At 72.9% G+C, this 23,790-nt stretch carries 20 protein-coding genes and 1 pseudogene; 9 read left to right on the plus strand and 12 right to left on the minus strand.

The annotated features are described in order from the left end of the window. Positions 1–93: 93 nt before the first annotated feature. Positions 94–1,296, plus strand: coding sequence for an amino acid deaminase/aldolase (locus tag OG361_RS08120; RefSeq protein ID WP_405852673.1), 1,203 nt, complete (start codon positions 94–96; stop codon positions 1,294–1,296). Positions 1,297–1,318: 22 nt separating this feature from the next. Here OG361_RS08120 and OG361_RS08125 read toward each other — a convergent pair whose 3' ends face one another. The 4 genes from OG361_RS08125 to OG361_RS08140 form a co-directional block, all read right to left on the minus strand. Beyond that, positions 1,319–2,635, minus strand: a complete 1,317-nt coding sequence (locus OG361_RS08125; protein ID WP_405852674.1) for an HAD family hydrolase — start codon at positions 2,633–2,635, stop codon at positions 1,319–1,321. Positions 2,636–2,722: 87 nt separating this feature from the next. Beyond that, complete coding sequence (locus OG361_RS08130) at positions 2,723–3,544, minus strand: 3-oxoacyl-ACP reductase (protein ID WP_405852675.1); 822 nt, start codon at positions 3,542–3,544, stop codon at positions 2,723–2,725. A gap of 5 nt (positions 3,545–3,549) precedes the next feature. Continuing rightward, a complete protein-coding gene (locus OG361_RS08135; RefSeq protein WP_405852676.1) occupies positions 3,550–4,905 on the minus strand; it encodes an aldehyde dehydrogenase family protein in 1,356 nt (451 codons plus the stop codon). 17 nt (positions 4,906–4,922) lie between these two features. Further along, complete coding sequence (locus tag OG361_RS08140) at positions 4,923–6,287, minus strand: glutamine synthetase family protein (RefSeq protein WP_405852677.1); 1,365 nt, start codon at positions 6,285–6,287, stop codon at positions 4,923–4,925. 90 nt (positions 6,288–6,377) lie between these two features. On the opposite strand from OG361_RS08140, the gene OG361_RS08145 reads away from it, so the two are divergent. From OG361_RS08145 to OG361_RS08155, 3 genes are all read left to right on the plus strand, one after another. Next, complete coding sequence (locus OG361_RS08145) at positions 6,378–7,106, plus strand: FadR/GntR family transcriptional regulator (RefSeq protein WP_405852678.1); 729 nt, start codon at positions 6,378–6,380, stop codon at positions 7,104–7,106. Positions 7,107–7,225: 119 nt separating this feature from the next. Next, complete coding sequence (eat, locus tag OG361_RS08150) at positions 7,226–8,659, plus strand: ethanolamine permease (protein ID WP_405852679.1); 1,434 nt, start codon at positions 7,226–7,228, stop codon at positions 8,657–8,659. An 81-nt stretch (positions 8,660–8,740) separates the two neighbouring features. After that, the gene (locus tag OG361_RS08155; RefSeq protein WP_405852680.1) at positions 8,741–9,460 is read left to right on the plus strand and encodes a gamma-glutamyl-gamma-aminobutyrate hydrolase family protein; all 720 of its coding nucleotides are present in this window, start codon (positions 8,741–8,743) and stop codon (positions 9,458–9,460) included. 115 nt (positions 9,461–9,575) lie between these two features. Here OG361_RS08155 and OG361_RS08160 read toward each other — a convergent pair whose 3' ends face one another. From OG361_RS08160 to OG361_RS08170, 3 genes and pseudogenes are all read right to left on the minus strand, one after another. Further along, positions 9,576–10,670, minus strand: a complete 1,095-nt coding sequence (locus OG361_RS08160) for a C45 family autoproteolytic acyltransferase/hydolase (protein ID WP_405852681.1) — start codon at positions 10,668–10,670, stop codon at positions 9,576–9,578. After that, positions 10,667–11,161, minus strand: a pseudogene (locus tag OG361_RS08165) (cytosine permease); the annotation flags it as partial. The pseudogene OG361_RS08165 and the gene OG361_RS08160, both read right to left, overlap by 4 nt. A gap of 37 nt (positions 11,162–11,198) precedes the next feature. Continuing rightward, positions 11,199–12,413 (minus strand): RNA-guided endonuclease InsQ/TnpB family protein, encoded by a 1,215-nt coding sequence (locus OG361_RS08170; RefSeq protein WP_405862145.1) that lies wholly within the window; start codon positions 12,411–12,413, stop codon positions 11,199–11,201. 76 nt (positions 12,414–12,489) lie between these two features. Between OG361_RS08170 and OG361_RS08175 the strand changes: the two genes are divergently transcribed. Both OG361_RS08175 and OG361_RS08180 read left to right on the plus strand, forming a co-directional pair. Continuing rightward, positions 12,490–12,882 carry a TetR family transcriptional regulator C-terminal domain-containing protein gene (locus OG361_RS08175; protein WP_405852682.1) on the plus strand — a complete coding sequence of 131 codons (393 nt, stop codon included), beginning with the start codon at positions 12,490–12,492 and terminating at the stop codon, positions 12,880–12,882. 212 nt (positions 12,883–13,094) lie between these two features. After that, a complete protein-coding gene (locus OG361_RS08180) occupies positions 13,095–14,726 on the plus strand; it encodes an amidohydrolase (protein WP_405852683.1) in 1,632 nt (543 codons plus the stop codon). A 91-nt stretch (positions 14,727–14,817) separates the two neighbouring features. On the opposite strand, the gene OG361_RS08185 is transcribed toward OG361_RS08180, so the two are convergent. Then, positions 14,818–15,924: a LysR family transcriptional regulator gene (locus tag OG361_RS08185; protein ID WP_405852684.1), complete on the minus strand. Its 1,107-nt coding sequence runs from the start codon at positions 15,922–15,924 to the stop codon at positions 14,818–14,820. A gap of 70 nt (positions 15,925–15,994) precedes the next feature. On the opposite strand from OG361_RS08185, the gene OG361_RS08190 reads away from it, so the two are divergent. After that, positions 15,995–17,176, plus strand: coding sequence for a TDT family transporter (locus OG361_RS08190; RefSeq protein ID WP_405852685.1), 1,182 nt, complete (start codon positions 15,995–15,997; stop codon positions 17,174–17,176). Here the strand turns inward: OG361_RS08190 and OG361_RS08195 are convergent. From OG361_RS08195 to OG361_RS08210, 4 genes are all read right to left on the minus strand, one after another. After that, the gene (locus tag OG361_RS08195) at positions 17,103–17,837 is read right to left on the minus strand and encodes a helical backbone metal receptor (protein ID WP_405852686.1); all 735 of its coding nucleotides are present in this window, start codon (positions 17,835–17,837) and stop codon (positions 17,103–17,105) included. The two genes, OG361_RS08190 and OG361_RS08195, sit on opposite strands and share 74 nt — an antisense overlap. 17 nt (positions 17,838–17,854) lie before the next feature. Next, on the minus strand, positions 17,855–18,406 hold the full coding sequence (locus tag OG361_RS08200; protein ID WP_405852687.1) for a helix-turn-helix domain-containing protein: 552 nt from the start codon (positions 18,404–18,406) through the stop codon (positions 17,855–17,857). A gap of 171 nt (positions 18,407–18,577) precedes the next feature. Continuing rightward, complete coding sequence (locus tag OG361_RS08205; protein WP_405852688.1) at positions 18,578–20,389, minus strand: ABC transporter permease/substrate binding protein; 1,812 nt, start codon at positions 20,387–20,389, stop codon at positions 18,578–18,580. After that, positions 20,382–21,449, minus strand: coding sequence for a glycine betaine/L-proline ABC transporter ATP-binding protein (locus tag OG361_RS08210; RefSeq protein ID WP_405852689.1), 1,068 nt, complete (start codon positions 21,447–21,449; stop codon positions 20,382–20,384). The genes OG361_RS08205 and OG361_RS08210 overlap by 8 nt, the downstream gene beginning before the upstream one ends. A 390-nt stretch (positions 21,450–21,839) precedes the next feature. Between OG361_RS08210 and OG361_RS08215 the strand changes: the two genes are divergently transcribed. Together OG361_RS08215 and OG361_RS08220 are read left to right on the plus strand one after the other, a co-directional pair. Further along, positions 21,840–22,745 carry a 5'-3' exonuclease H3TH domain-containing protein gene (locus OG361_RS08215; RefSeq protein ID WP_405862147.1) on the plus strand — a complete coding sequence of 302 codons (906 nt, stop codon included), beginning with the start codon at positions 21,840–21,842 and terminating at the stop codon, positions 22,743–22,745. Positions 22,746–22,889: 144 nt separating this feature from the next. Beyond that, on the plus strand, positions 22,890–23,726 hold the full coding sequence (locus OG361_RS08220; RefSeq protein ID WP_405852690.1) for a siderophore-interacting protein: 837 nt from the start codon (positions 22,890–22,892) through the stop codon (positions 23,724–23,726). The last annotated feature ends 64 nt before the right edge of the window (positions 23,727–23,790 follow it).

The following is a 23,790-nucleotide window of genomic DNA, read 5'->3' on the forward strand; positions in this document are numbered from 1 at the left end:
GTCACTCTACGGGCTGTTCCCCGCGGTGCGGGAACCCGGGCGGACCCGGGCCGGGGGCTACCCACCCGTATACCCGTCTGGCAAGCTCGGGCCATGACTCCCCGCGCCGCCGACCGGGCCCGTTACGACCGTGCCACCGCCCATCTCGACGCGCCCGTGGCGATCGTCGACCTCGAGGCCTTCGACGACAACGCCGCGGATCTCGTCCGCCGGGCCGCCGGCAAGCCGATCCGGGTCGCGAGCAAGTCCGTGCGCTGCCGCGCGCTCCTGGAGCGGGTGCTCGCACGGGAGGGCTTCGCCGGGATCATGTCGTTCACGCTCGACGAGTCGCTGTGGCTGGCGCGCGCCGGGTTCGAGGACGTCCTGCTGGCGTATCCGTCGGCGGACCGTTCCGGGTTCGGGGAGCTCACGCGGGATCCGAAGCTCGCCGCCGCCGTGACCGTGACGGTCGACGACGTGGCGCAGCTCGATCTGATCGACGCCTCCCGCGCGGGCGGCACGGAGGAGGTCCGGGTCTGCCTGGAGCTGGACACGGCGCTCAGTCTGCTCGGCGGCCGGATCCGGATCGGCGCCCGCCGCTCCCCTCTGCGGGAGCCCGCGCAGCTGGCCGAGCTGGCGCGCTCCGTGGTGCGGCGCCCCGGCTTCCGGCTGGTCGGGATCATGGCGTACGAGGGGCACGTCGCCGGGGTGGGCGACTCGGTCGCGGGCCGGCCGCTGCGCTCGCGGGCGATCCGCCTGATGCAGTCGGCCGCCCGCCGGGAGCTGGCCGAGCGCAGGGCGGCCGTCGTCCGTGCCGTACGGGCGGTGGCGCCGGACCTGGAGTTCGTGAACGGCGGCGGCACCGGCAGCGTGCAGCACACGGCCGCCGAGGACGCGGTGACGGAGATCGCCGCCGGTTCGGGGCTCTTCGTGCCGCGCCTCTTCGACAACTACACGTCCTTCAGCGGGCGTCCGGCCGCGCTCTTCGCGCAGCCCGTCGTCCGCCGGCCCGGCGTGGGCGTGGTGACCGTGCTCGGGGGTGGCTATCCCGCGTCCGGGGCGGCGGGCCCGGACCGGCTGCCCGTGCCGTATCTGCCGGAGGGGCTGCGCTACGACCCGCAGGAGGGTCCCGGCGAGGTCCAGACCCCGCTGCTCGGCTCGCCGGCCGACGATCTGCGGATCGGCGACAAGGTGTGGTTCCGGCACGCGAAGGCCGGCGAGCTGTGCGAGCGTTTCGACCGGCTCCGGCTGGTCGAGGGCGACCGGGTCACCGCCACCGTGCCGACGTACCGGGGGGAAGGCCAGACCTTCCTCTAGAGGTCGGGCGGCCGGGTGGGGATTAGAAGACCGTGTCCGTCTGGTCGGGGATCACGGTGCCGTCGGGGCGGCGGACCGGCTCCGGCGTGCCGTCGCCCGCCGTGTAGCCCGTCGTGGCGCAGGGGTACGGGGTGGCCTTCCGCTGCTTCGGCTCGATGAACATGGGGTTGACGATCCAGCGGCCGTCGCCGTTCTCGTACGCCCGGCACATGAGTTCGTTCTTGTTGCGGTTGAGGACCAGGCGCAGGCCGGTCGCGTCCCGCAGGAAGGAGATGTCGGTGTCGGAGTCCCCGGCGGCGAACACCTGGCGGCGGGACGCGGGCTGCACGCGCTCGGCGGCGGGGCCCCGGACCCCGAAGATCTCCTGGTTGATCCAGCAGCGCTTGCCGTCGATGTAGGTGATCATCTCGTCCTCGCCGTCCCGTACCGTGCCACAGCCCTCGAAGTGGGCGGTGAGCCGGCCGCGCTCGGTGGTGTTGCGGATGCCGAGGCTGTGGGAGGGGTCGATCCCGACGCCCTTCGCCCAGACGTCGACGACGGGTTCGGGCGAGGCGGAGACGATCCAGACGTCGAAGCCGGCGGCCCGGAGCGTACGGATGAGGTCGCGCTGCTCCTCGTAGTAGCGGACCCAGCCGGTGACCGTGGAGGTGCCGACCCGCTGTGTGGCGCCCTGCGGAGCCGCGAGGTTCTCGGCTCGGGCGGCGGCCGCGAAGGACTCGACCTGGCGGGTGGTCCAGCCGCGCAGGAGCTGCGCCAGCCAGGCGTACTGGGGCTCCGTGCGGCGGTGGTCGAAGCCCGCGAACGCCGTCTCGCCTCCGGTGGTGGCGCCCGCGCCGTACACCGAGAGGATCTCGTCGGCGCAGCGGGTGTCGGTGGCGGTGGGGAGGGTGCGTACGCCGGTGGGGCAGGCCTCGCCCAGGGCGGCGGCGGCCCGCGGGGTGAGGTGACGGCTGGTGGTGGACCAGTCGCCGTCGCGGGGCGGGCGTATGCGGTCGTTGCGGAGGAGCCAGTACAGGGTGGCGTCGCCGACGTCGTTCTTGATGACGGTGTTGTCCCAGTCGAAGACCGCGACCGGTTCGCTTCCCTTCCCGGGTCCCTTTCCGGGTCCCTTCCCGGGTCCGTTTATGTCTCCCTTGCCGGCGCAGTGGTCGGCGAGGAAGGCGTCGAGGCGCGCCCTGTTGTCGCCGTACCAGCCGCCGGAGACCTTCAGCGTCGGGCACTCCCGGGGCTTCGCCCCTGCCGGGGCCGCGGCGGCGAGTCCCGTCGTGGCGAGGGCCAGGGCGGCAAGGGCGGCGGTCGTCGCTCTCGTACGGAGTCCGGGTCGGGGGCGGTTGTTCACGGTCACTCTCCTGTTTCTGGACGCGGAACAGCCGGGCGCCTGCGACGCCCGGCTGCCGGGTGGGGGGGGAGGTGGGGCGAGTGGGGTCTAGAGCGGGGTCACGTACGCGCCGGAGATGCCGCCGTCGACGAGGAAGTCGCTGGCGTTGACGAAGGAGGAGTCGTCGCTCGCGAGGAAGGCGACGGCGGCGGCGATCTCCTCGGCCTCGGCGAAGCGGCCGACGGGGATGTGCACGAGGCGGCGCGCGGCCCGCTCCGGGTCCTTGGCGAACAGCTCCCGGAGGAGCGGGGTGTTGACCGGCCCGGGGCAGAGGGCGTTGACCCGGATGCCCTCGCGGGCGAACTGGACGCCGAGCTCGCGGGACATGGCGAGGACGCCGCCCTTGGACGCCGTGTACGAGATCTGGCTGGTGGCCGCGCCCATGATCGCGACGAAGGAGGCGGTGTTGATGATGGAGCCCTTGCCCTGGCGGCGCATGTACGGGAGGGCCGCCTTGCAGCACAGGTAGACGGAGGTGAGGTTGACGTCCTGGACGCGCTTCCAGGCCTCCAGGCCGGTCTCCAGGATGGAGTCGTCGTCGGGGGGCGAGATGCCGGCGTTGTTGAAGGCGATGTCGACGGAGCCGTAGGTGTCGAAGGCGGTCCTGAACAGCGCCTCGACCTGCTCGGGGTCGGTGACGTCGACCTTGACGAAGGTGCCGCCGACCTCCTCCGCCGCGGCCTTGCCGGCGGTCTCGTCGATGTCGCCGCAGACGACGTTCGCGCCCTCGGAGGCGAGGCGGCGGGCGGTGGCGAGTCCGATGCCGCTGCCGGCTCCGGTGATGACGGCGGTACGGCCGACCAGACGGCGGCAGATGGCGGGGGTCTGGGGGGAACCCCCAGGGGATGTCGCAGTTTCGGTGCTGGTCATGGCAGTCAGGCCTCCGTGCTGAGGAAGACGTTCTTGGTTTCGGTGAAGGCGGTCAGGGCGTCGGGGCCCAGTTCGCGGCCGAGGCCGGACTGCCGGTAGCCGCCGAACGGGGTCCAGTAGCGGACGCTGGAGTGGGAGTTGACGGAGAGGTTGCCGGCCCGGACTGCGCGGGAGGCGCGCAGGGCGCGGCCGACGTCCCGGGTCCAGATCGAGCCGGAGAGGCCGTACTCGGTGGCGTTGGCGAGCCGGATCGCGTCGGCCTCGTCGTCGAAGGGGAGGACGACGGCGACGGGTCCGAAGATCTCCTCGACGGCGCAGGGGGCGTCCTCGGGTACGCCGGTGAGGACGGTCGGCGGGAACCAGAAGCCGGGGCCTTCGGGGGCCTTGCCCCGGATGCCCTGGAGGTCGTCGGTGACGTAGGAGCGGACGCGGTCGAGCTGGGCGCGGGAGATGAGCGGGCCCATCTGGGTGCGCTCGTCGAGCGGATCACCGACGACGATCTCCTCGATCGCCGGGGTGAGGAGCTCCATGAAGCGGTCGTACGCGCTCCGCTCGACGAGGATGCGGGTGCGGGCGCAGCAGTCCTGGCCGCTGTTGTCGAGGAAGGCCATCGGCGCCGCGGCGGCGGCCGCCTCGACGTCCGCGTCGGCGAAGACGATGTTGGGGCTCTTGCCGCCGAGTTCGAGGGTGAGCCGCTTCACCTGGTCGGCGCACTTGGCCATGATCGACTTTCCGACCCGGGTGGAGCCGGTGAAGACGATCTTCGCGATGCCGGGGTGCTCGACGAGTGCGTTGCCCGCGACCGGTCCCGTGCCGGGGAGGACCTGGAAGAGGCCTTCGGGCAGCCCTGCCTCCAGTGCCAGTTCGGCGAGGCGGAGCGCGGTGAGCGGGGTGGTCTCGGCGGGCTTGAGGAGGACGGCGTTGCCGGCGGCGAGGGCGGGTGCGGTGGCCCAGGCGGCGATCGGCATGGGGAAGTTCCAGGGCGCGATGACGCCGACGACACCGAGGGGTTCGAGGATGGTGACGTCGAGGCCGCCGGCCACCGGGATCTGGCGCCCGTTGAGGCGCTCCACTCCCCCGGCGGCGAAGTCGAGGAGGTCGCGGACGTTGCCGGCCTCCCAGCGGGCGTTGCCGATGGTGTGTCCGGCCTCGGTCACCTCCAGCCGGGCGAGCTCCTCGACGTGCTCGTCGACGACGGCGGCGAAGCGGCGGAGCAGCCGGGCGCGGTCGGCGGGGGCGGCCGCGGCCCAGCCGCGCTGGGCGGCGGTGGCACGTACGACGGCGGCGTCGACCTCGGCCGGGGTGGCGGCGGGGACGGTGGCGACCAGCTCCTCCGTCGCCGGGTTCAGTACCTGGAGCAACTCTTTCCTCTCTCTTGTCACAGGCGTTCGAAGGAGCGGCGCAGTTCCCAGTCGGTCACCGCGGCGTCGAAGGCGTCGAGCTCGACGCGGGCCATGTTGCGGTAGTGGGCGACGACCTCGGCGCCGAAGGCGGCCTTGGCGATCTCGCTCGTCTCCCAGAGCTCGGCGGCCTCGCGCAGGGTGGTGGGGACGTGCGCGTACTCGGCCGTGTAGGCGTTCCCGGTGCAGGGCGGCGGCAGTTCGAGGCGCTGCTCGATCCCGTACAGGCCGGCGGCGACGAGGCCGGCGACGGCGAGGTAGGGGTTGACGTCGCCGCCGGGCAGGCGGTTCTCGAAGCGGGTGGAGCGGCCGTGGCCGACGACCCGGAGCGAGCAGGTGCGGTTGTCGTGGCCCCAGGCGACCGCGGTGGGGGCGAAGGAGCCGGGCTGGAACCGCTTGTAGGAGTTGATGTTGGGGGCGTAGAGGAGGGAGAAGTCGCGGAGGGCGGCGAGCTGTCCGGCGAGGAAGTGGCGCATCGTCCCGGACATGTGGTCGGGGTCGTCGCCCGCCATGACGTTCTGCCCGTCGGCGTCCTGGAGCGAGAGGTGGATGTGGCAGGAGTTGCCCTCGCGCTCGTTGTACTTCGCCATGAAGGTGAGCGAGTAGCCCTCCTGGGCGGCGATCTCCTTGGCGCCCGTCTTGTAGACGGCGTGCTGGTCGCAGGTGACGAGGGCCTCGTCGTACTTGAAGGCGATCTCGTGCTGGCCGGGGTTGCATTCGCCCTTGGCGGACTCGACGGTGAGTCCCGCGGCGGTCATCTCGTTGCGGATGCGGCGCAGGAGGGGTTCGATGCGACCGGTACCGAGGACGGAGTAGTCGATGTTGTACTGATTGGCGGGGGTGAGGCCGCGGTAGTTCGCGTCCCAGGCCTGCTCGTAGGTGTCCTTGAAGACGATGAACTCGAGCTCGGTGCCGACGTGGGCGGTGAGGCCTTGTTCCGCGAGGCGCTCCAGCTGGCGGCGGAGGATCTGGCGGGGTGCGGCGACGACCGGGGTGCCGTCGCCCCAGGCGAGGTCGGCCGTCACCATGGCGGTGGCCTCGTTCCAGGGGAGGCGGCGGAGGGTGGTGAGGTCGGGGTGCATCGCGAAGTCGCCGTAGCCGCGGTCCCAGGAGGACATCTCGTAGCCGTCGACGGTGTTCATCTCGGTGTCGACGGCCAGAAGATAGTTGCAGCCCTCGGTGCCGTGGCCGAGGACGTCGTCCAGGAAGAACGGTGCGGCGAACCGCTTGCCCTGGAGCCGCCCCTGCATGTCGGGGAAGGCCAGGACGACGGTGTCGATCTCGCCGCTCGTGACGAGGGCGCGCAGCTCCTCGACGGAGAGCGGGGGTGTGCGGTCTGCCACGGGATTGCTCCTCCTTCGGCCTGCCGGGAGCCATAAGGTATTGCGGAAGACCATTGCTTGGGAAGTGCTGGAGAAGGGGAAACGAGGAACGTGGCCAGTACGAGTGAATCGGCGGACCGGCTGACGCCCGTGCTGCGGCCGGTGCGGGCGGGCAACGGGTTCGAGGAGGCTCTGCAGCAGATCCTCCAGGTGGTACGGCTCGGCCTCGTGCCGGACGGGGAACGGCTGCCCGCCGAGCGGGAGCTGGCCGACCGGATGGGGATCAGCCGGGTGACCCTGCGCGAGGTCCTCAAGGTCCTCCAGGAGCAGGGGCTCGTGGAGAGCCGGCGCGGGCGGTACGGCGGGACGTTCGTGCTGCCCCGGGTCCAGACGGCCGACGAGGACGAGCTGCGGCGCCGGATCGCCTCGGTCGACATGGAGGACATCCTGCGCTTCCGGGAGGTGCTGGAGGTGGGTGCCGCCGGGCTCTGCGCGGCGCACGGGCTCGACGCGGCGGGCGCCGAGCGGCTGCGGGCCGCCGTGGCGGCGACCCATGACGCCCCGCTGGCCGAATACCGCCGCCAGGACACCCTGCTCCACCTCACGCTCGCCGAGCTCTCCGGCTCGCCGACGCTGACCGCCCAGTACGCCGCCGTACGGGCGACGGTGAACGACCTCCTGGACTGCATCCCCCTGCTCGTACGCAATCTGGAGCACTCCCAGCACCAGCACACCGCGCTGGTGGAGGCGGTCCTCGACGGGGACGCGGACGCGGCGCGCGAGGTGATGCGGGAGCACTGCGCGGGCACGGCGGCGCTGCTGCGGGGGTTCCTGACCTGAGCGCGCCCGGGCGTCCCCCCGTAACCCGAAAGTAACGCACGGGGGTTGCGCTCCCCCGTCGGCCACCGCAAAGGTATGGCTCCAATCCATTGGGCCCGTTGCGGGGAGCTGACGCTGCCATGACGCTCGAAGACACCACACCGGCGAAAGACGACTACCTGGAGCGGCGCGCGCTGCGCCGCGGCAGCGCCGGCTGGCTGCTGCTCACCGGCCTCGGCGTCGCCTACGTCGTCTCCGGGGACTTCTCCGGCTGGAACATCGGCCTGTCGAAGGGCGGCTTCGGCGGACTCGCCATCGCCACCGTCCTGATGGGCGCGATGTACGCCTGTCTGGTCTTCGCGCTCGCCGAACTCTCCGCCATCCTGCCCACGGCGGGCGGCGGCTACGGCTTCGCCCGCCGGGCGCTCGGCACCTGGGGCGGGTTCCTCACCGGAACCGCGATCCTCATCGAGTACATCCTCGCCCCCGCCGCGATCTCGATCTTCATCGGCGACTACGTCGAGTCCCTCGGCCTCTTCGGCCTGGAGTCCGGCTGGCCGGTCTACCTCGTCTGCTTCGCGCTCTTCATCGGGATCCATCTGTGGGGCGTGGGCGAGGCGCTGCGCTTCAGCCTGATCGTGACGGCGATCGCGGTCGCGGCGCTCGTCGTCTTCGCGCTCGGCGCGCTCACCGACTTCCACGTCGACGGCCTGAACGACATCCCCGTCGACGGCGAGGCCCTCGGGTCGAACTCCTGGCTGCCCTTCGGACTGCTCGGGATCTGGGCCGCGTTCCCCTTCGGCATGTGGTTCTTCCTCGGGGTCGAGGGCGTGCCGCTCGCCGCCGAGGAGGCGAAGGACCCGGTGCGGTCCATGCCGAAGGCGCTCGCCATCTCCATGGGGATCCTGGTGCTGCTCGCCGTCATGACCTTCCTCGCCGCCACCGGCGCGCGCGGCTCGGCCGCCGTCCAGGAGGCGGGCAACCCGCTCGTGGTGGCACTCCAGGGCGACGGGGACCCGACGGCGCTCAGCCGCTTCGTGAACTACGCGGGCCTCGCCGGTCTGGTCGCCTCCTTCTTCTCCCTCATCTACGCCGGATCGCGCCAGCTGTTCGCCCTCTCCCGGGCCGGCTACCTTCCCCACTTCCTCTCCCTCACCAGCCGCCGCAAGTCGCCGTACCTGGGGCTGCTCATCCCGGGCGCGATCGGCTTCGCGCTCGCCGCGGGGACCGGGAACGGGGCGCGGATGCTGAACATCGCGGTCTTCGGCGCCACCATCTCGTACGCCCTCATGGCGCTCTCCCACATCGTGCTGCGGCGCCGCGAGCCCGGGCTGCACCGGCCGTACCGGACGCCCGGCGGTGTCGTGACCTCGTCCGTGGCCTTCGTCCTGGCCCTCTCGGCGCTCGTGGCGACCTTCCTGGTGGACCGGACGGCGGCGTTCATGGCGCTCGGGGTGTACGTGATCGCTCTCGCCTACTTCGCGTTCTACAGTCGGCACCATCTGGTGGCCAGTGCGCCGGAGGAGGAGTTCGCGGCGCTGGCCGCGGCCGAGGCCGAGCTCGCGCGCGACTGACCCACCGACGCCCGTACCTCTGCCCGTACCTCTGCCCGTCCTTCTGCCCGTCCTTCTTGTGCGTACTTCTGGAGGAAGCACGTGTCCAAGCCGCTCATCGGCGTGACCACCTATCTGGACCAGGCCCGTTGGGGGGTGTGGGACATGCAGGCCGCGCTGCTCCCCGCGCCGTACCCGCGGCTGGTCCGGGAGAGCGGGGGGCTCGCCGTGATGCTGCCGCCGGACGAGCCGGCCGCCGCGGCGGAGGTCGTGGCCCGGCTCGACGGTCTCGTCGTCGCGGGCGGGGCGGACGTCGAGCCCGTACGGTACGGGGCCGAGCCCGACCCCCGTACCGGCCCGCCGGCCCGCGCCCGGGACTCCTGGGAACTCGCCCTGATCGACGCGGCGCTGGCCTCCGGCACCCCGCTGCTCGGCATCTGCCGCGGCATGCAGCTGCTGAACGTGGCCCTGGGCGGGACGCTGATCCAGCACCTGGACGGGCACGTGGAGGCGGTCGGGGTGATCGGCCGGCACGCGGTCAAGCCGGTGCCGGGCACCCGGTACGCCTCCCTGGTGCCCGAACTGACCGAGGTCCCGACCTACCACCACCAGGCCGTGGACCGGCTGGGCGCGGGGCTCACGGCCTCGGCCCACGCGGAGGACGGCACGGTGGAGGCGGTGGAACTGGCCGCCCCCATCTGGGCCCTCGGCGTGCAGTGGCATCCGGAGATGGGTGAGGACCGGCGCGTGATGCGGGGACTCGTCGAGGAAGCGGCGGCGGCAGGGGCAGCGGGGGCGCGGGCTGGGGCGCCCGGGGGCTGAGGGGGGGCCGGGGCCTGAGGGGCCCGACCTGCCATGGGGCCCGACCTGAACTCGCCCGGCCCGCGCGGGGCCCCGACCCCCATGGGCCCCGGCCCGCACGGGCCCCGGTCGGTCGTCAGTGCGTGGGCGCCCTGAGCGGGGTCCAGGTCGACGGGGTCGCCGAGCATGGGCCCCCGTCGTGCACCAGGAGACGCCGCTCGGCCGGGTCGACCGCGACCGTGGCCAGCGTCGCCCACCTGCTGCCCAGGGTCCCCTCGGCCGGTGCGTGACAGCACACCTCGGCCCCGTCCTCCCGGTGGGCGGCGAGCAGCTCCACGAGCTCGTCGGGGCCGAGCGGCCCGGTGTGCCCGAGGACCCGGTCCGTGAGCAGCCGGTGGCGGTCGTACGTCTCCGGCTCCCGGCGTCCGCGCAGCTCGCCGGCGGCGAGGACCGGGTCGAGGAAGTGGTTCGTGCGCACCAGCAGGCCCCGGTCGTCCGGGGTGACGACCGCCGAGCCGCCCGGGGAGAGTTCGACGGAGGCGGCGCGGTCCGCCGTCACCACGGTGATGACCGTGGAGGCCGAGACCGGGGCGCCCGTGAGCATGCCGACCGCCTCCGCGAACGAACCGGCCGCGCCGAGCACCTGACGGGCCACGAGGTGGACGGGGACGCCGGTCGCGGCGTCCCCCGCGTGGCCGAGGATGTTGAAGAGCACGCCCACGCCGGCGTCGTTGACGCCGATCTTCGCGAGGATGCCGTGTTCGGTGATCCCGGCGAAGCCCCGGGTGTCGCCGGTCACGGTCTGGAGGTGCCAGGCGTCGGCCAGTTCCTCGTGCCAGTCCCAGCACTGACCGCCGGTGGTCACGGGTCCCGTCCGGACGAGGGTGGAACACTCACCCGCCCTCGACGCACCGGCCTCGGCGAGGATCTCGGTACGGGCGTTGAGCGCGGCGATCGTCCAGAACGGCATCCTCGCGCCCTCGGCGACCCCCTCCATCTCCTCCACGAGCCCGGGCGCCCAGGCCCGGGTCGCGGCGACGGTACGGAGGGCGAGCGCGGGGACGTCGAACGTTCCGGCGCGGCGCGCGGAGTTCCCCGCGGCGACGGTCGCGAAGAGCTCCTCGTAGACCTTCCACGCGCGCGTGACGCCCTCGCTGGCCTGCCGGCCCCGGTCCTCGCCGCGGCGCCTCGGCGTGTCCCCGCCGATCCGGAGGAGCGTACGGCCGCTCACGCCTCCGCCCGGGCGGCGCGCACGGCGGAGTCGTTCCGCATCAGGAGGGCGTAGAGCGTCGCGGAGACGGTCATGCCGACGGGGAGGGAGAGGTCCACGCCGCCGACGGCGGTGGCGATCGGGCCCGTGTAGAGGGTGTTGACGCAGAGGGCGGCCGAGGTCACGCCCGCCACGAGGGCGAGGGCGCCCGCCGGGTTGACGCCGCCGGTGTACCAGAAGGGGCTGCCGGGGGTTTCGTCGGAGAGCGCGAGGCCGTCGTAGCGGACGCGGCGCAGCACGATGTCGGTGGCGTACACGGCCATCAGGGGGCCGATCAGGACCACGATCACCTGCAGGGCGCTGCTGACCGTGTCGAGGAAGTTGGAGACGAGCAGCCCGTAGAGGGTCAGGGCCACGGCGACGACGCCGTCGAAGAGGACGCTGACGGTTCGGCGGATGCGCAGGCCGACGGCCTGGAGGGCGAGTCCGGCGCTGTAGGCGGTCAGGGCGTTGGTGACTCCTCCCCCTCGAAAACGAGGGGGCTTCTCGCTATGCCGGTTGAGCTTCGCGACGGACCAGCCCGGCCCGTAGGACGTTCAGGGCGCCCACCGTGTCCGCGTGCGCCTGGTGGCCGCACGAGGCGCAGTGGAACTTCTCCTGTGTGGGCCGGTTCTCCCTGTCGACGTGCCCGCATTCGGGGCAGGTCCGGGAAGTGTTGCGGGGGTCCACGGCGACCACTTCTCGTCCGGCGCTTGCAGCCTTGGCGTTAAGGATCGTCAGGAACACCCCCCATCCGGCATCCGAGATCGAGTGGTTGAGCCCGGCCTTCGCGGCGACCCTGTTAGACAGGAAGCTGCCCGGCTTCTCGGGATCCGGCTTCGGGGCCGGGGCCTTGACCATGTTGCGGATCTTGAGGTCTTCGTGCGCGATGAAGTCGTGTTCGCGGACCAGATCCAAGGCCGTCTTGTGTGCGTGGTCGAGTCGCTGGCGGCGGACCTTGCGGTGCAGGTCGGCAACCTTCTGGACGGCCCGCTGGTGATTCATCGTTCGCTTGTCCCGACGAACGCGGGGGAAGCGGGACAGTGCTCGCTGTGCGGCTTCGAGCTTGGCGGCGGCCTTCCGCCCGTGGCGCGGGTTCTCGACAAAGCCGCCGCCCGAGTCTGCGAGGAAGTTAGCTATGCCCAAGTCGATGCCCACCACATTGCCGGTCGCGGGCAGCGCCTCCGGTGCGGTCTGCTCGGCCGTGAGGATCACGTACCAGTGCTTGCCCTCGCGCTTGACGGACACGGTCTTGACCTTGCCGACCACGGGCCGATGCTGGTTGACCTTGACGTGTCCCACGCCTTGGAAGCGGACGCGGGTGGCCGGGTCGTGCGGGGTGGCATCCCAGCGGCAGCCGTCGCCGTCCCTGGGGAAATCCACGGTGTCGAACCAGTTCGTCCCGCGAAAGCGCGGGTAGCCCGGAGTATCGCCGGACTTGACGCGGCGGAAAAACGCGGCGAACGCCTTGTCGAGACGGCGCAAGGTGGCCTGCTGGCTGGAGAACGACCAGCGGCCCTGACGCTCTGGGTCGAACGACCGGATCTCCTTGAGCTGCGCGGACTGCTGCCCGTACTTGACGCTCGTCTTCGACACGTGCCGGTAAGCGTCACGGCGCTCCTGGAGCGCCCCGCTGTAGAGGGAGCAGTGATCGCGCAGCATCTCACTCAGCGCGATCGTCTGACCCACGGTGGGCCGCATGCGGAACTTGTACGCACGAATCATCCGGCCCACCCCCCTCACGCCACCATAGTGAAGCAGCCGACAACAGCCGTCCTTCTGGCGATAAGTCGCCAAGTCGATGATTGTCCTGTCCGAACTGGCAACAGCCCTGTCGGCCGGAGACGCGTACGACGACATCAGCCGCCTCTGGATCAACGCCCGGCACCTCAGCCGCTACCGGCCCGTCCTGCGCGACCGGGTCGCCGAGCAGGAGCTCGCCTCCGACGACCGTCTCGAAGGGCTCATCCGCGAGGGCGTCGAGCGGGGGGAGTTCCGTACGGACGACCCCCGGACGACGGCCATCCAGATCCTGGTGGTGCTCGACGGCCTGGGCGCCCACGCCAACACCGACCGGAGCAACCGGCCGGAGGCCGTGACCCGGATGGCGGTCACCACGGCGGAGCGCGAACTCGGCCTGGCCCACGGGACGCTCACCGACGCCCCACCGCTCGCCGAGCCCGGCCTGTCCTGAGTCGCTGCCGTGTCCTGAGTCCTTGCCGTGTCCTGAGTCGCTGCCGTGTCCTGAGTCCTTGCCGTGTCCTGAGTCGCCGCCGTGTCCTGATCCCGGCCGTGTCCTGATCCCGGCCGTGCTGCGAAGCCGGCCGTGCTGTGAACCTGGCCTGCTTTCCATCCGGCCGTGCTGTGAATCCGGCCGTCCCCTCCCCCGTACCTCCTGGAGCCACCGTGCGCACCACCCGACTCGTCCTCCACTCCGCCCGACTGCTCGACCCCGGCACGGGGGCGTTCCTGCCGCAGACCGCGCTCGCCGTCGCCGCCGACGGCCGGATCTCCGCCCTGGGCGACGACCGCGAGATCCGCGCCCTCGCCGGTCCCGACACCACCGTCGTCGACCTCAAGGGCGCCGTCGTCACCCCCGGCCTCGTCGACGGCCACGTCCACCCCGTCACCGGCGCCGAACTGACCGGCGGCCTCGACCTGTCGGGCTGCGCCGACCTCGACGACGTACGCGAGGCGCTCGCCCGCGAGGCGCGCCTCCTCGGCCGCGGAGCGTGGCTGTTCGGCTGGGGCCTCGACCCGAACGTCTTCGGCGACCGGCCCGTCGGGATCGCCCCCTTCGACTCCGTACTCGACGGGGTGCCGGCCTTCTTGCTGCTCTTCGACGCCCACTCGGCGCTGGCCAGCCGCCGGGCGCTCGAACTCGCCGGGGTCGACGGGCCGCGCACCTTCGACCAGGCCTCCGCCGAGGTCGTCTGCGACGCGGAGGGCCGCCCGACCGGACTGCTCCAGGAGGACGCGGCCTGCGAGCTGGTCGAGCGGGTCGCCCCGCGGCCGACGCACGAGGAGCGCCGGTCACGGCTCGCGGCCGCCCTGTGGTCGATGGCCGCGGCCGGCCTGACCGGCGGCCACGTCATGGACGCCAACGGCGAGAGCCTCGCCCTGTACGAGGAGCTCGACGCCGCCGGGGAGCTGCCGCTGCGACTGCGGGTCGCGCCCTGGTGCCAGCCCGGCACCGACGCGGACGGGGTGCGCGCCCTGATCGAGCAGCAGGGCACGGGCGGGGCGCTGTGGCGGGTCGCGGGGGTGAAGCTCTTCATGGACGGGACCGTCGACAACGGCACCGCGTGGCTGGAGCGCCCCGACCGCCAGGGCGAGTCCACGCACGCCTTCTGGCCGGATCCCGCCGCGTACACCGACATCGTCGGGGAGCTGCACCGGGCGGGTGTGGCCACCGCGACGCACGCCATCGGCGACGCGGCCGTACGGCATGTCCTCGACTCCGTCGAGAAGGCCCGGGCAGGCGCCGCGAGCGGGGTACGGCACCGGGTGGAGCACATCGAGACGGTGCCGGACGACACGCTGCGCCGCTTCGCGGAGCTCGGCGTCGTCGCGTCCATGCAGCCCACCCACTGCTGCGACTTCACCCGCGCCGACCACACCGACAACTGGTCGCGCCGGCTCGGCGAGGTGCGCGCCTCGCGAGCGTGGCGCTGCCGCGACCTGTGGGACTCCGGGGCGACCGTCGTCCTCGGCTCCGACTGGCCCATCGCGCCGTTCCCGCCGCTCGGCGTGATGGCCGGGGCCCGGCACCGCCGCCCGAGCCGCGACCTCGACCAGGCGCCGCACGGGCCCGAGCAGGCGCTGACGGCCCTGGAGGCACTGCGGGGCATGACGACGGGGCCGGCCTTCGCCGCGGGCGAGGAGCACGAGGCGGGCCGGCTCGCGCTCGGTCACCGCGCCGACCTCGTGGTCTTCGCGGACAGCCCGCTCACCACGGCGGCGACCGAGCTCCCGGACCTTCCGGTCCTGCTGACGGTCCTCGACGGCCGGATCACCCACCGCGCGGCGGGCCTCTGACGCTCCTCCCCCGGAGCCCCTCGGCCCGTCGGGAGGGGTGCCCCCGGCCCGTCGGAGAGGGGTGCCCCCCGGCCCGTCGAGAGGAGTCGCGTCAGCCCGCCGGGAGGGCGCGCGTCAGGGAGAGGAGGTCGCGGGCCGGGCCCGTCGGGCGGTGCCCCGCGGGCCAGACCGCACGCAGGTCACGGCGGAGCAGGACGCCCTGGACGGGGATGGCGACCAGGCGCCGGGAGGCCAGCTCCTCGGTGATGGCGAGTTCGCTGAGGACGGCCGGCCCCGCCCCGCTGACGGCCGCGGCCTTCACGGCCGTCGTGGAGGCGAGTTCGAGGAGCGGTTCGGCGAGACCGCCGTGGGTGGCGAGCGCCGCGTCCAGGACCTGCCGGGTGCCCGAGCCGCGCTCGCGCAGCACCAGCGGGGTCGCCGCCAGCTCGGCCGGGTCCAGGGCGCCGCGGCGGCGGGCCCAGGGGTGCGAGGGCGCGGCGACGAGCGCGAGCCGGTCGTGCGCGACGACGACCCCGTCGAGGCCGTCCGGTACGGCGAGCCCCTCCACGAAGCCGACGTCGGCCTCGCCCGCGAAGAGGCGCTGGGCGACCGCCGCGGAGTTCCCGGCCTGGAGCGACACGGCCGTGTCCGGGCGCTGGGCGCGCAGCGCGATCAGCCAGCCGGGCAGCAGGTACTCGGCGATGGTCATGGACGCGGCCACGCGCAGCCGCGAGTCCCGGCGCCCGCGCAGGGCCTGCGCGCCCGCGTCGAAGGCCTCCGCCGCCTCGACGATCCGCCGCGCCCAGTCCGTCACGAGCGCCCCCGCGTCGGTGAGTCGCGAGCCGCGCGGCGAACGGTCGACGAGGGCCACCCCGAGCTGCCGCTCCATCGAGCGGATCCGGCTGCTCGCGGCGGGCTGGGTGATGCCGACCTCACGGGCGGCGGCGCCGAGGCTGCCGTGCCGGGCGACGGCGATGAGCAGTTCGAGCGCGCCGAGATCCGGGACCCGGTGGGAGAGGTGCGGTCTCGCCCCACCGCCCTGCGACCCCTGTGGTCCCTGTGGTCCCTGCGGCCCCTGCTGCGTCTGTGGTCCCTGTGGTCCCTGCTGCGTCTGTGGTCCCTGTGGTCCCTGCTGCGTCTGTGGTCCCTGTGGTCCCTGCGAACCCCACGAGCCCTGTGCCCCTTGCGGCCCCCGCGGCTCCTGCGTCCCACTGCTCATAAAGCCAGCTTATGACGTCATAGCCGCATGATCCCTGGTGGGGGCCGAGAAAGGGCGGGACGGTGGGGTCATGGCAAGCCTCGCAACACCCCGCTCGGCCCCCCGCCCGGTCCTCCGCGCCACCACCCCCGGCGCGCGGCCGGCCACCCCGGCCCGTCACGTCCGTCACCTCGGGCCCAACTGGTACGCCTCCGTCATGGGGACGGCCATCGTCGCCAACGCGGGCGCCGCCCTCCCGGTCGACGCCCCCGGCCTCCGTACGGTCTGCGCGGCGGTCTGGGCGCTGTCGCTCGCCATGCTGCTCGCCCTCGTCGCCGCCCGCGCGATGCACTGGATCCACCACCGCGACCAGGCCCGCGCCCATCTCCTGGACCCGGCGATGGCGCCGTTCTACGGCTGCCTCTCGATGGCGCTGCTCGCGGTGGGCGGCGGCGCGATGATCGTGGGGCGGGACTGGATCGGGCTCCCGGCGGCCGTGGCGCTCGACACCGTCCTGTTCACCGCCGGCACGGTGATCGGCCTGGCCGCCGCCGTCGCCGTCCCGTACCTCATGGTGGTGCACCACCGGATCGAGAGCGCGTCGCCGGTGTGGCTGCTCCCGGTCGTCGCCCCCATGGTCTCCGCCGCCCTCGGCCCGCTTCTGGTGCCCCATCTGCCCGCCGGGCAGGCCCAGCAGACGCTGCTGATCGCCTGCTACGCGATGTTCGGACTCAGCCTGCTCGCCACCCTGGTCATGCTGCCCCTGGTCTTCGGCCGGCTCGTCACCGGCGGCCCGCTGCCGCTCGCGCTCACCCCCACGCTCTTCCTGGTCCTCGGCCCCCTGGGCCAGTCGACGACCGCCGCGAACAAGTTCGCCGACGTGGCCCCGGGCGTGCTGCCCGCCCCGTACGCGCACGGTTTCGCCGCCTTCGCCGTCCTCTACGGGGTGCCCGTGATGGGCTTCGCGCTGCTGTGGCTGGCTCTCGCCGGGGCGATGGTGCTGCGGGCCCGGCGGCAGGGCATGGGCTTCGCGATGACCTTCTGGGCGTTCACCTTCCCGGTGGGCACCTGTGTGACCGGCGCCGAGGGGCTCGCCCAGCACACCGGTCTGGACGCCTTCCGGTGGCTCGCCGTCGCGCTGTACGTGTTCCTCGTGGCGGCCTGGCTGGTGGCCGGCTTCCACACCGTGCGCGGACTGTTCAGCGGCGCGCTGCTCGCAGGGCCCGGGACAGTGCCCGCGGGGCCTCGGCCAGTGACGGCCCGTACCAGGTGAGCATGCGCCCGTCGACGAGGGCGGCGGCGGTCCCGGGGAAGGCCTCGGGACCGTCGTCCCACGTGAAGCGGTAGGGCTCGTCGGGCAGGACGACGAGGTCGGGGGCGGCGGCGCGGAGTTCGTCGAGCGGGAGCCGCGGATAGCGCTCGGGATGACCGGCGTACAGCTGGCGGACACCGAGGCGGGCGAGCAGGTCGCCGGCGAAGGTGTCACGGCCGAGGACCATCCAGGGGCGGCGCCAGATCGGTACGACGGCGGTGAGCGGGCTGCCGTCCGGCGCCGGCTCCAGCGGTGTCACGGTCTCCCAGGCGGCCTCGGCCTCGTCCAGCCAGCGCGGCCGCCGGGGCGCGCCGCAGGCGGCGAGGACCCGCTCCAGCTCGCGCAGCCCCTGGTCGAGCGTGCGGATCTCCGTGACGAGGACGTCGAGCCCGGCGGCCCGCAGGGCGGCGAGGTCGGGAGCGCGGTTCTCCTCCTCGTTGGCGAGGACGAGATCGGGCCGGAGCGCGGTGATCGCCGCGACGTCCGGGTTCTTGGTGCCCCCGATCCGTACGACGTCGAGGTCGGCGGGGTGGCTGCACCACTCCGTCGCGCCGACGAGGACACCGGGCGCCGAGACGGCGACCGCCTCCGTCAGGGAGGGGACGAGGGACACGACCCTCATGCGGGAGGGGACGCCCCTCACGCCTCCTCGACCTCGACGTGCTCGGCGACGGCGACGACGAGCAGGCGGGTGCCGGGTTCGGTGGCGCGCCAGCGGTGCCGTACGCCTCCGGAGAGGTAGAGCGTGTCGCCGCGGCCGAGCCGGTGGGCGCGGCCCTCGGCCTCGACCTCGGCGGCCCCGTCGGCGACGTACAGCAACTCGTCGTTCCGGTGCTGGAATTCGCGGCCCGCGTCCTGCTCGCCGATGAACTCCAGGGCGTGCAGCTGGTGGCGGGCCCGGACGAGCCGCCGGACGCCGGGAGGCAGCTCCGGGGAGCGCTCCTCGGCCCGTACGACATCGACGGTCCTGGCCGCCTCGGCCGCGGCGAGGAGCTCGCCCGCGGAGGTCTCCAGGGCTCCGGCGACGAGTTCGAGGGAGCGGCGGCTGGGCCGGGCGCGCTCGTTCTCGACCTGGCTGAGGAAGGGCACGGAGAGGCCGCTGCGGGAGGCGACGACGGCCAGGGTGAGCTGGAGCGCTCTGCGGCGCCTCTTGACGGCCGCGCCCACGCGGGGTGATTCCTTCTCGTCCATGTCGGCTCCCTCCCTCGTGCCTCGTGCGTCCCACGGCCTCGTACCGGTCGGTTACCTGAACCTTACGCAGCTTTGGCTCCGGGTTTCGCGTCGTGACGAAAAGGGGTGGTCGCCGAACACGTTCGGCGACCACCCCTTTTCGGACAGGAATCGTTCCCCGCCGCTCGGGCGCTACTGCGGGGCGAGCTTCTCAGCGAGGCCGGGATTGCCGTCCAGCCAGGTGCGGACGGCCTCCTGCTCCTTGCTCTTGCCGGTCTTCTGGATGACGGCTTCGAGGTCCGTGAGCTGCTTCTCGGTCAGCTCGAAGTTCTTCAGCCAGGCGCCGACCTCGGGGTTCTCGGCGGCGAACCCCTTGCGGGCGAGGGTGTGGACGCCGTCGCCCTTGCCCCAGGAGCCCTTGGGGTCGGCGAGCTTCCTCAGGTCGTGGGCGGAGTAGGCCCAGTGCGGGGACCAGAGGGTGACGACGACGGGTTCCTTGCGGTCGTAGGCACGCTTCAGCTCGGCGAGCATGCCGGGCGTGGAGCCGTCGACGACCTTGTACTCGCCCTCCAGGCCGTACTCCTTGAGCACCTTGTCCTTGAGGATGCCCATCATTCCGGCGCTGGGTTCGATGCCGACGATGCGGCCCTTGAACTGTCCGGACTTCCCCTTGAGGTCGGCGAGGGAGTCGACGCCCTTCACGTACGAGGGGACGGCCAGCTCCAGGGAGGTGGGGCCGTACCAGGAGCCGAGGTCCTCCAGCTTGTTCCGGTACTTCTCCCAGTACTGGGCGTGGGTGACGGGGAGCCAGGCGTCGGTCTGGAAGTCGATCTGGCCGCCGGCCAGGCCGGTGTAGAGCGCGCCGGCCTCCAGCTGCTTGGTGTCGACCTCGTAGCCGCGCCGTTCCAGCAGCTCCTTCCACAGGTACGTGGAGGCGATGCCCTCGTCCCAGGGGATGTAGCCGATGCTGATCTTCTTGCCGTGGCCGCTGTTCGGGCCGGAGGCGGTGGTGGAGGTCGCCCCGCCGGAACCGCCGAGGAAGCCCGTACCGCCGGCGACAAGGGCGAGGACGACGACACCGACGAGGGCCGTGACGGGCTGCGGGCGGTGGCCCCAGAGCTGTGCCCCGGGTCGTTTGGCGGTCGCGGCGCGCGCCTTGGCGGCGGCGCGGCGGCCCAGCGGGGAGACCTGGCGGCCGAGTGCGCCGGTCATCCGGTCCAGGTACATGGCGAGGACGACGATGGAGACGCCGGCCTCGAAGCCGAGGCCGATGTCGACGTTGCCGATGGCGCGGTAGACCGCGCCGCCGAGGCCTCCGCCGCCGACCATGCCCGCGATGACGACCATGGACAGACCGAGCATGATGACCTGGTTGACGCCCGCCATGATCGTCGGCAGGGCGAGGGGGAGCTGCACGCGCATCAGGGTGTCGCGCGGAGCGGTGCCGAAGGCCTCGGCGGCCTCGACGAGTTCGCCGTCGACCTGGCGGATGCCGAGCTCGGTCATCCGGACGCCCGGGGGCAGCGCGAAGACGATGGTGGCGATGATGCCGGGCACGACTCCGACGCCGAAGAAGATGATGCCGGGGATGAGGTAGACCATCGCCGGCATGGTCTGCATGAAGTCGAGGACGGGGCGCAGCACGGCGCTGACCGTCTTGGAGCGGGCCGCCCAGATGCCGAGCGGCACGGCGATCACCAGGGTGACGAGGGTGGCGACGAGGACGAGGGAGAGCGTCGCCATGGCCTCGTCCCACAGCTGGACCGCGTCGACGAGGGCGAATCCGGCGAAGGCGAGGACACCGGCGGCGAGGCCGCGCAGCCACCAGGCGACGACGGCGAGGATGCCGGCGAAGAGCATGGGCTGGGGTGCGGACAGGACGGCGTCGATGCCGTCGTAGAGGCCGGTGACACCGGTGCTGACGGCGTCGAAGAGCCAGGAGAACTGGGACTGGAGCCAGTCGACGGAGCTGTCGACCCAGTCGCCGAGGGGGAGCCTAGGCACGGGCGGTCACCTCCTTCTCCTGTATGTCCTTCGCGGAGAGTCCGCCCATGACGCCGAGGAGGCGTTCGGTCGGTACGACGCCGAGGACGGTGCCGTCGGAGTCCTCGACGGTCACGGGGTGCGGGGCCAGGGCGGCCACGGCGCACAGGTCGGCGACGAGGGTGTCGGGTCCGACCGCCCGGCAGGCGCAGTCGGCGGGGCAGTCGGCCGGGACCGCGCCGCCGGTCATGACGGCGGCGGCGGTGAGCACGCGGGAGCGGTCGACGTCCTGGATGAAGGAGGCGACGTAGTCGTCGGCGGGGCGGACGAGGATGTCCTCGGCGGTGCCGAGCTGGACGATCCGGCCGTCGCGCATGACGGCGATCCGGTCGCCGAGGCGCATGGCCTCGTTGAGGTCGTGGGTGATGAAGACGATGGTCTTCTTCAGCCGCTGCTGGAGGACGAGGAGCTGGTCCTGCATGTCGCGGCGGATGAGCGGGTCGAGCGCGCTGAAGGACTCGTCCATGAGGAGCAGGTCGGCGTCGGTGGCGAGCGCGCGGGCCAGGCCGACGCGCTGCTGCATGCCGCCGGAGAGCTCGTCGGGCCAGGACTTCTCCCAGCCGGCGAGCCCGCACAGTTCGAGCGCCTCGGTGGCGCGGGTCTCGCGCTCGGCGCGCGGGACGCCCTGGACCTCCAGGCCGTAGCCGGCGTTCTCCAGGACGTTGCGGTGCGGGAAGAGCGCGAAGTGCTGGAAGACCATGCTGATCTTGGTGGACCGGACGGTGCGCAGCTCGCGGGGGGAGAGCGCGGTGAGGTCGCGGCCGTCGAAGAGGACCCGCCCGGCGGTCGGTTCGAGCAGACCGTTGAGCATACGGAGGAGGGTCGACTTGCCGGAGCCGGACAGGCCCATCACGACGAAGATCTGACCGGGTTCGACGACGAAGCCGGCGTCGACGACGGCGGCCGTCGTCCCTTCGGCCCGCAGTTCCTCGCGGTCGGCGCCGTCGGCGAGACGCCGGACGGCTTCGTCGGTTCGTCTGCCGAACACCTTGTACAAGTGGTCGGCCTGGAGCCTGGACACATACACCTCACGGGTAGCAATGAGAACGGCCCCACCACCCCCGCGCGGCTGGGCCGTGGAGCGGGCGGGATCGGCCCGCGGGCCCGTCGCGTACGGGGATCCTGTTGTTGAATCCCGTACCGGGTTCCGCTCCGGGCTCGCGCCTGCCCGGCTTCACAGGGTGCAAACGCAAAGGTGACGGGGGTCACGTGTAGGGCCTCGCGCGGGCCTCGAGGACGTCCGCCACCGGCACCGGCGAGTGAGCCGAAGGGGCGCGGCCGGGGGAACAGCCCCGAGCGCGCGGAGCCTCCTGAGGAACGAAGGAGGCGAGCACGGTCGGGGCTGTGAGTCCGGCTGGAGCGCCCCGGAGGCGAACCGAGCCCTAAAATCGAGCGCGTGACGCGACGCCTGATGCTCCTCGACACCGCCAGCCTCTATTTCCGCGCGTACTTCGGCGTGCCGGACTCGGTCCGGGCCCCCGACGGCACCCCCGTCAACGCCGTGCGCGGACTCCTCGACTTCATCACCCGGCTCGTCCAGGACCACCACCCCGACGATCTGGTGGCCTGCTGGGACGAGGACTGGCGGCCGCAGTGGCGGGTGGACCTGATCCCCTCGTACAAGGCGCACCGGGTCGCGGTCGAGACGGAGACCGGCCCGGACGAGGAGGAGATCCCGGACACGCTCTCCCCGCAGGTACCGGTGATCGAGGAGGTCCTCGCGGCGCTCGGCATCGCCCGGGTCGGGGCCGCGGGGTACGAGGCGGACGACGTGATCGGGACGCTGGCGGGGCGCGCCGAGGGGCCCGTGGACATCGTCACGGGCGACCGGGACCTGTTCCAGCTGGTGGACGACGCGCGCGGGGTGCGCGTGCTGTACCCGCGCAAGGGCGTGGGCGACTGCGATCTGGTGGACGCGGAGCTGATCCGTACGAAGTACGGGGTGAGCCCGGACCAGTACGCGGACTTCGCGGCGCTGCGCGGGGACGCGAGCGACGGGCTCCCCGGGGTGAAGGGCATCGGGGAGAAGACGGCGGCGCAGCTGATCACGGAGTACGGGGATCTGGCGGGGGTACGGGCGGCGGCCGAGGACCGGATGTCGAAGCTGACGCCGGCGAAGCGGCGCGGCATCGTGGAGGCGGCCGCGTACCTGGACGTGGCACCGACCGTGGTGCGGGTCGCCGGGGACGTACCGCTGCCGGAGTTCGACCCGGCCCTGCCGTCGGCTCCCCGCGACCCGGCTGCGCTGGACGCGCTGGTGAAGCGCTGGGGTCTGGGCGGGGCGGTGGGGCGGCTGCTTCCGGTACTCCACCGCTGAGGCGCCTGGTGCTCCCCCGCCGAGACGCCCTGGCACTCCACCGCTGAGGCGCCCCGGTACTCCACCGCTGAGGCGCCCTGGGCCGTCCCGCACCGGAGTGCTAGCTTAGGCATACCTAAGTTCGTACAGTCAGGAGAGCCCGTCGTGGCAGAGCAGCCGGCCCGCAAGGCACCGAAGGCCACCGAAGCGCGCGTGGTGCGCACCGAGCGGATCACCCCGCACATGGTGCGGGTCGTCCTGGGAGGCCCCGGACTCGACGCCTTCGAGGTCGGCGAGTACACCGACCACTACGTGAAGCTGCTCTTCGCCCCCGAGGGCGTCGCGTACCCCGAGCCGTTCGACATGGAGCGGATCCGGGAGGAGTTCCCCCGGGACCAGTGGCCGACGACACGGACGTACACGGTGCGGGCCTGGGACCCGGTCCACCGGGAGCTGACCATCGACTTCGTGGTCCACGGCGACGAGGGCCTCGCCGGCCCGTGGGCGGCGCGCGCCCGGGCGGGCGAGACGGTGCGCTTCCTCGGCCCCGGCGGCGGCTACACGCCGGACCCGGCGGCGGACTGGCACCTGCTCGCGGGCGACGAGAGCGCGCTGCCGGCGATCGCGGTGGCGCTGGAGCGGCTGCCCGCGGGGGCGCGGGTGCACGCGTTCGTGGAGGTCGCGGACGCCACCGAGGAGCAGAAGTTCGCGACGGCGGCGGGGGTGGACGTCACCTGGCTGCACCGCGGTGACCGCCCGGCGGGCGAGGCCGTCGTCGAGGCCGTCCGCGCGCTGGACTTCCCGGCGGGCGACGCCCACGCCTTCGTCCACGGCGAGGCGGGCTTCGTGAAGGAGCTCCGCCGGCACCTGCGGATGGAGCGCGGAGTGTCCCGCGAGCGGCTGTCGATCTCGGGCTACTGGCGGCTGGGGAAGACGGACGAGGCGTGGCGCGCGATCAAGCGCGAGTGGAACGACCAGGTGGAGCGCGAGCAGGAGAACTGAGGCTCGGACCACGGAGGGGGCGGGGGCGCCGGAGCGGCCCCCGCCCCCTCGCCGTTCCCCACCG

It is taken from the genome of Streptomyces sp. NBC_00090 (assembly GCF_045160815.1).
GTDB lineage: Bacteria > Actinomycetota > Actinomycetes > Streptomycetales > Streptomycetaceae > Streptomyces.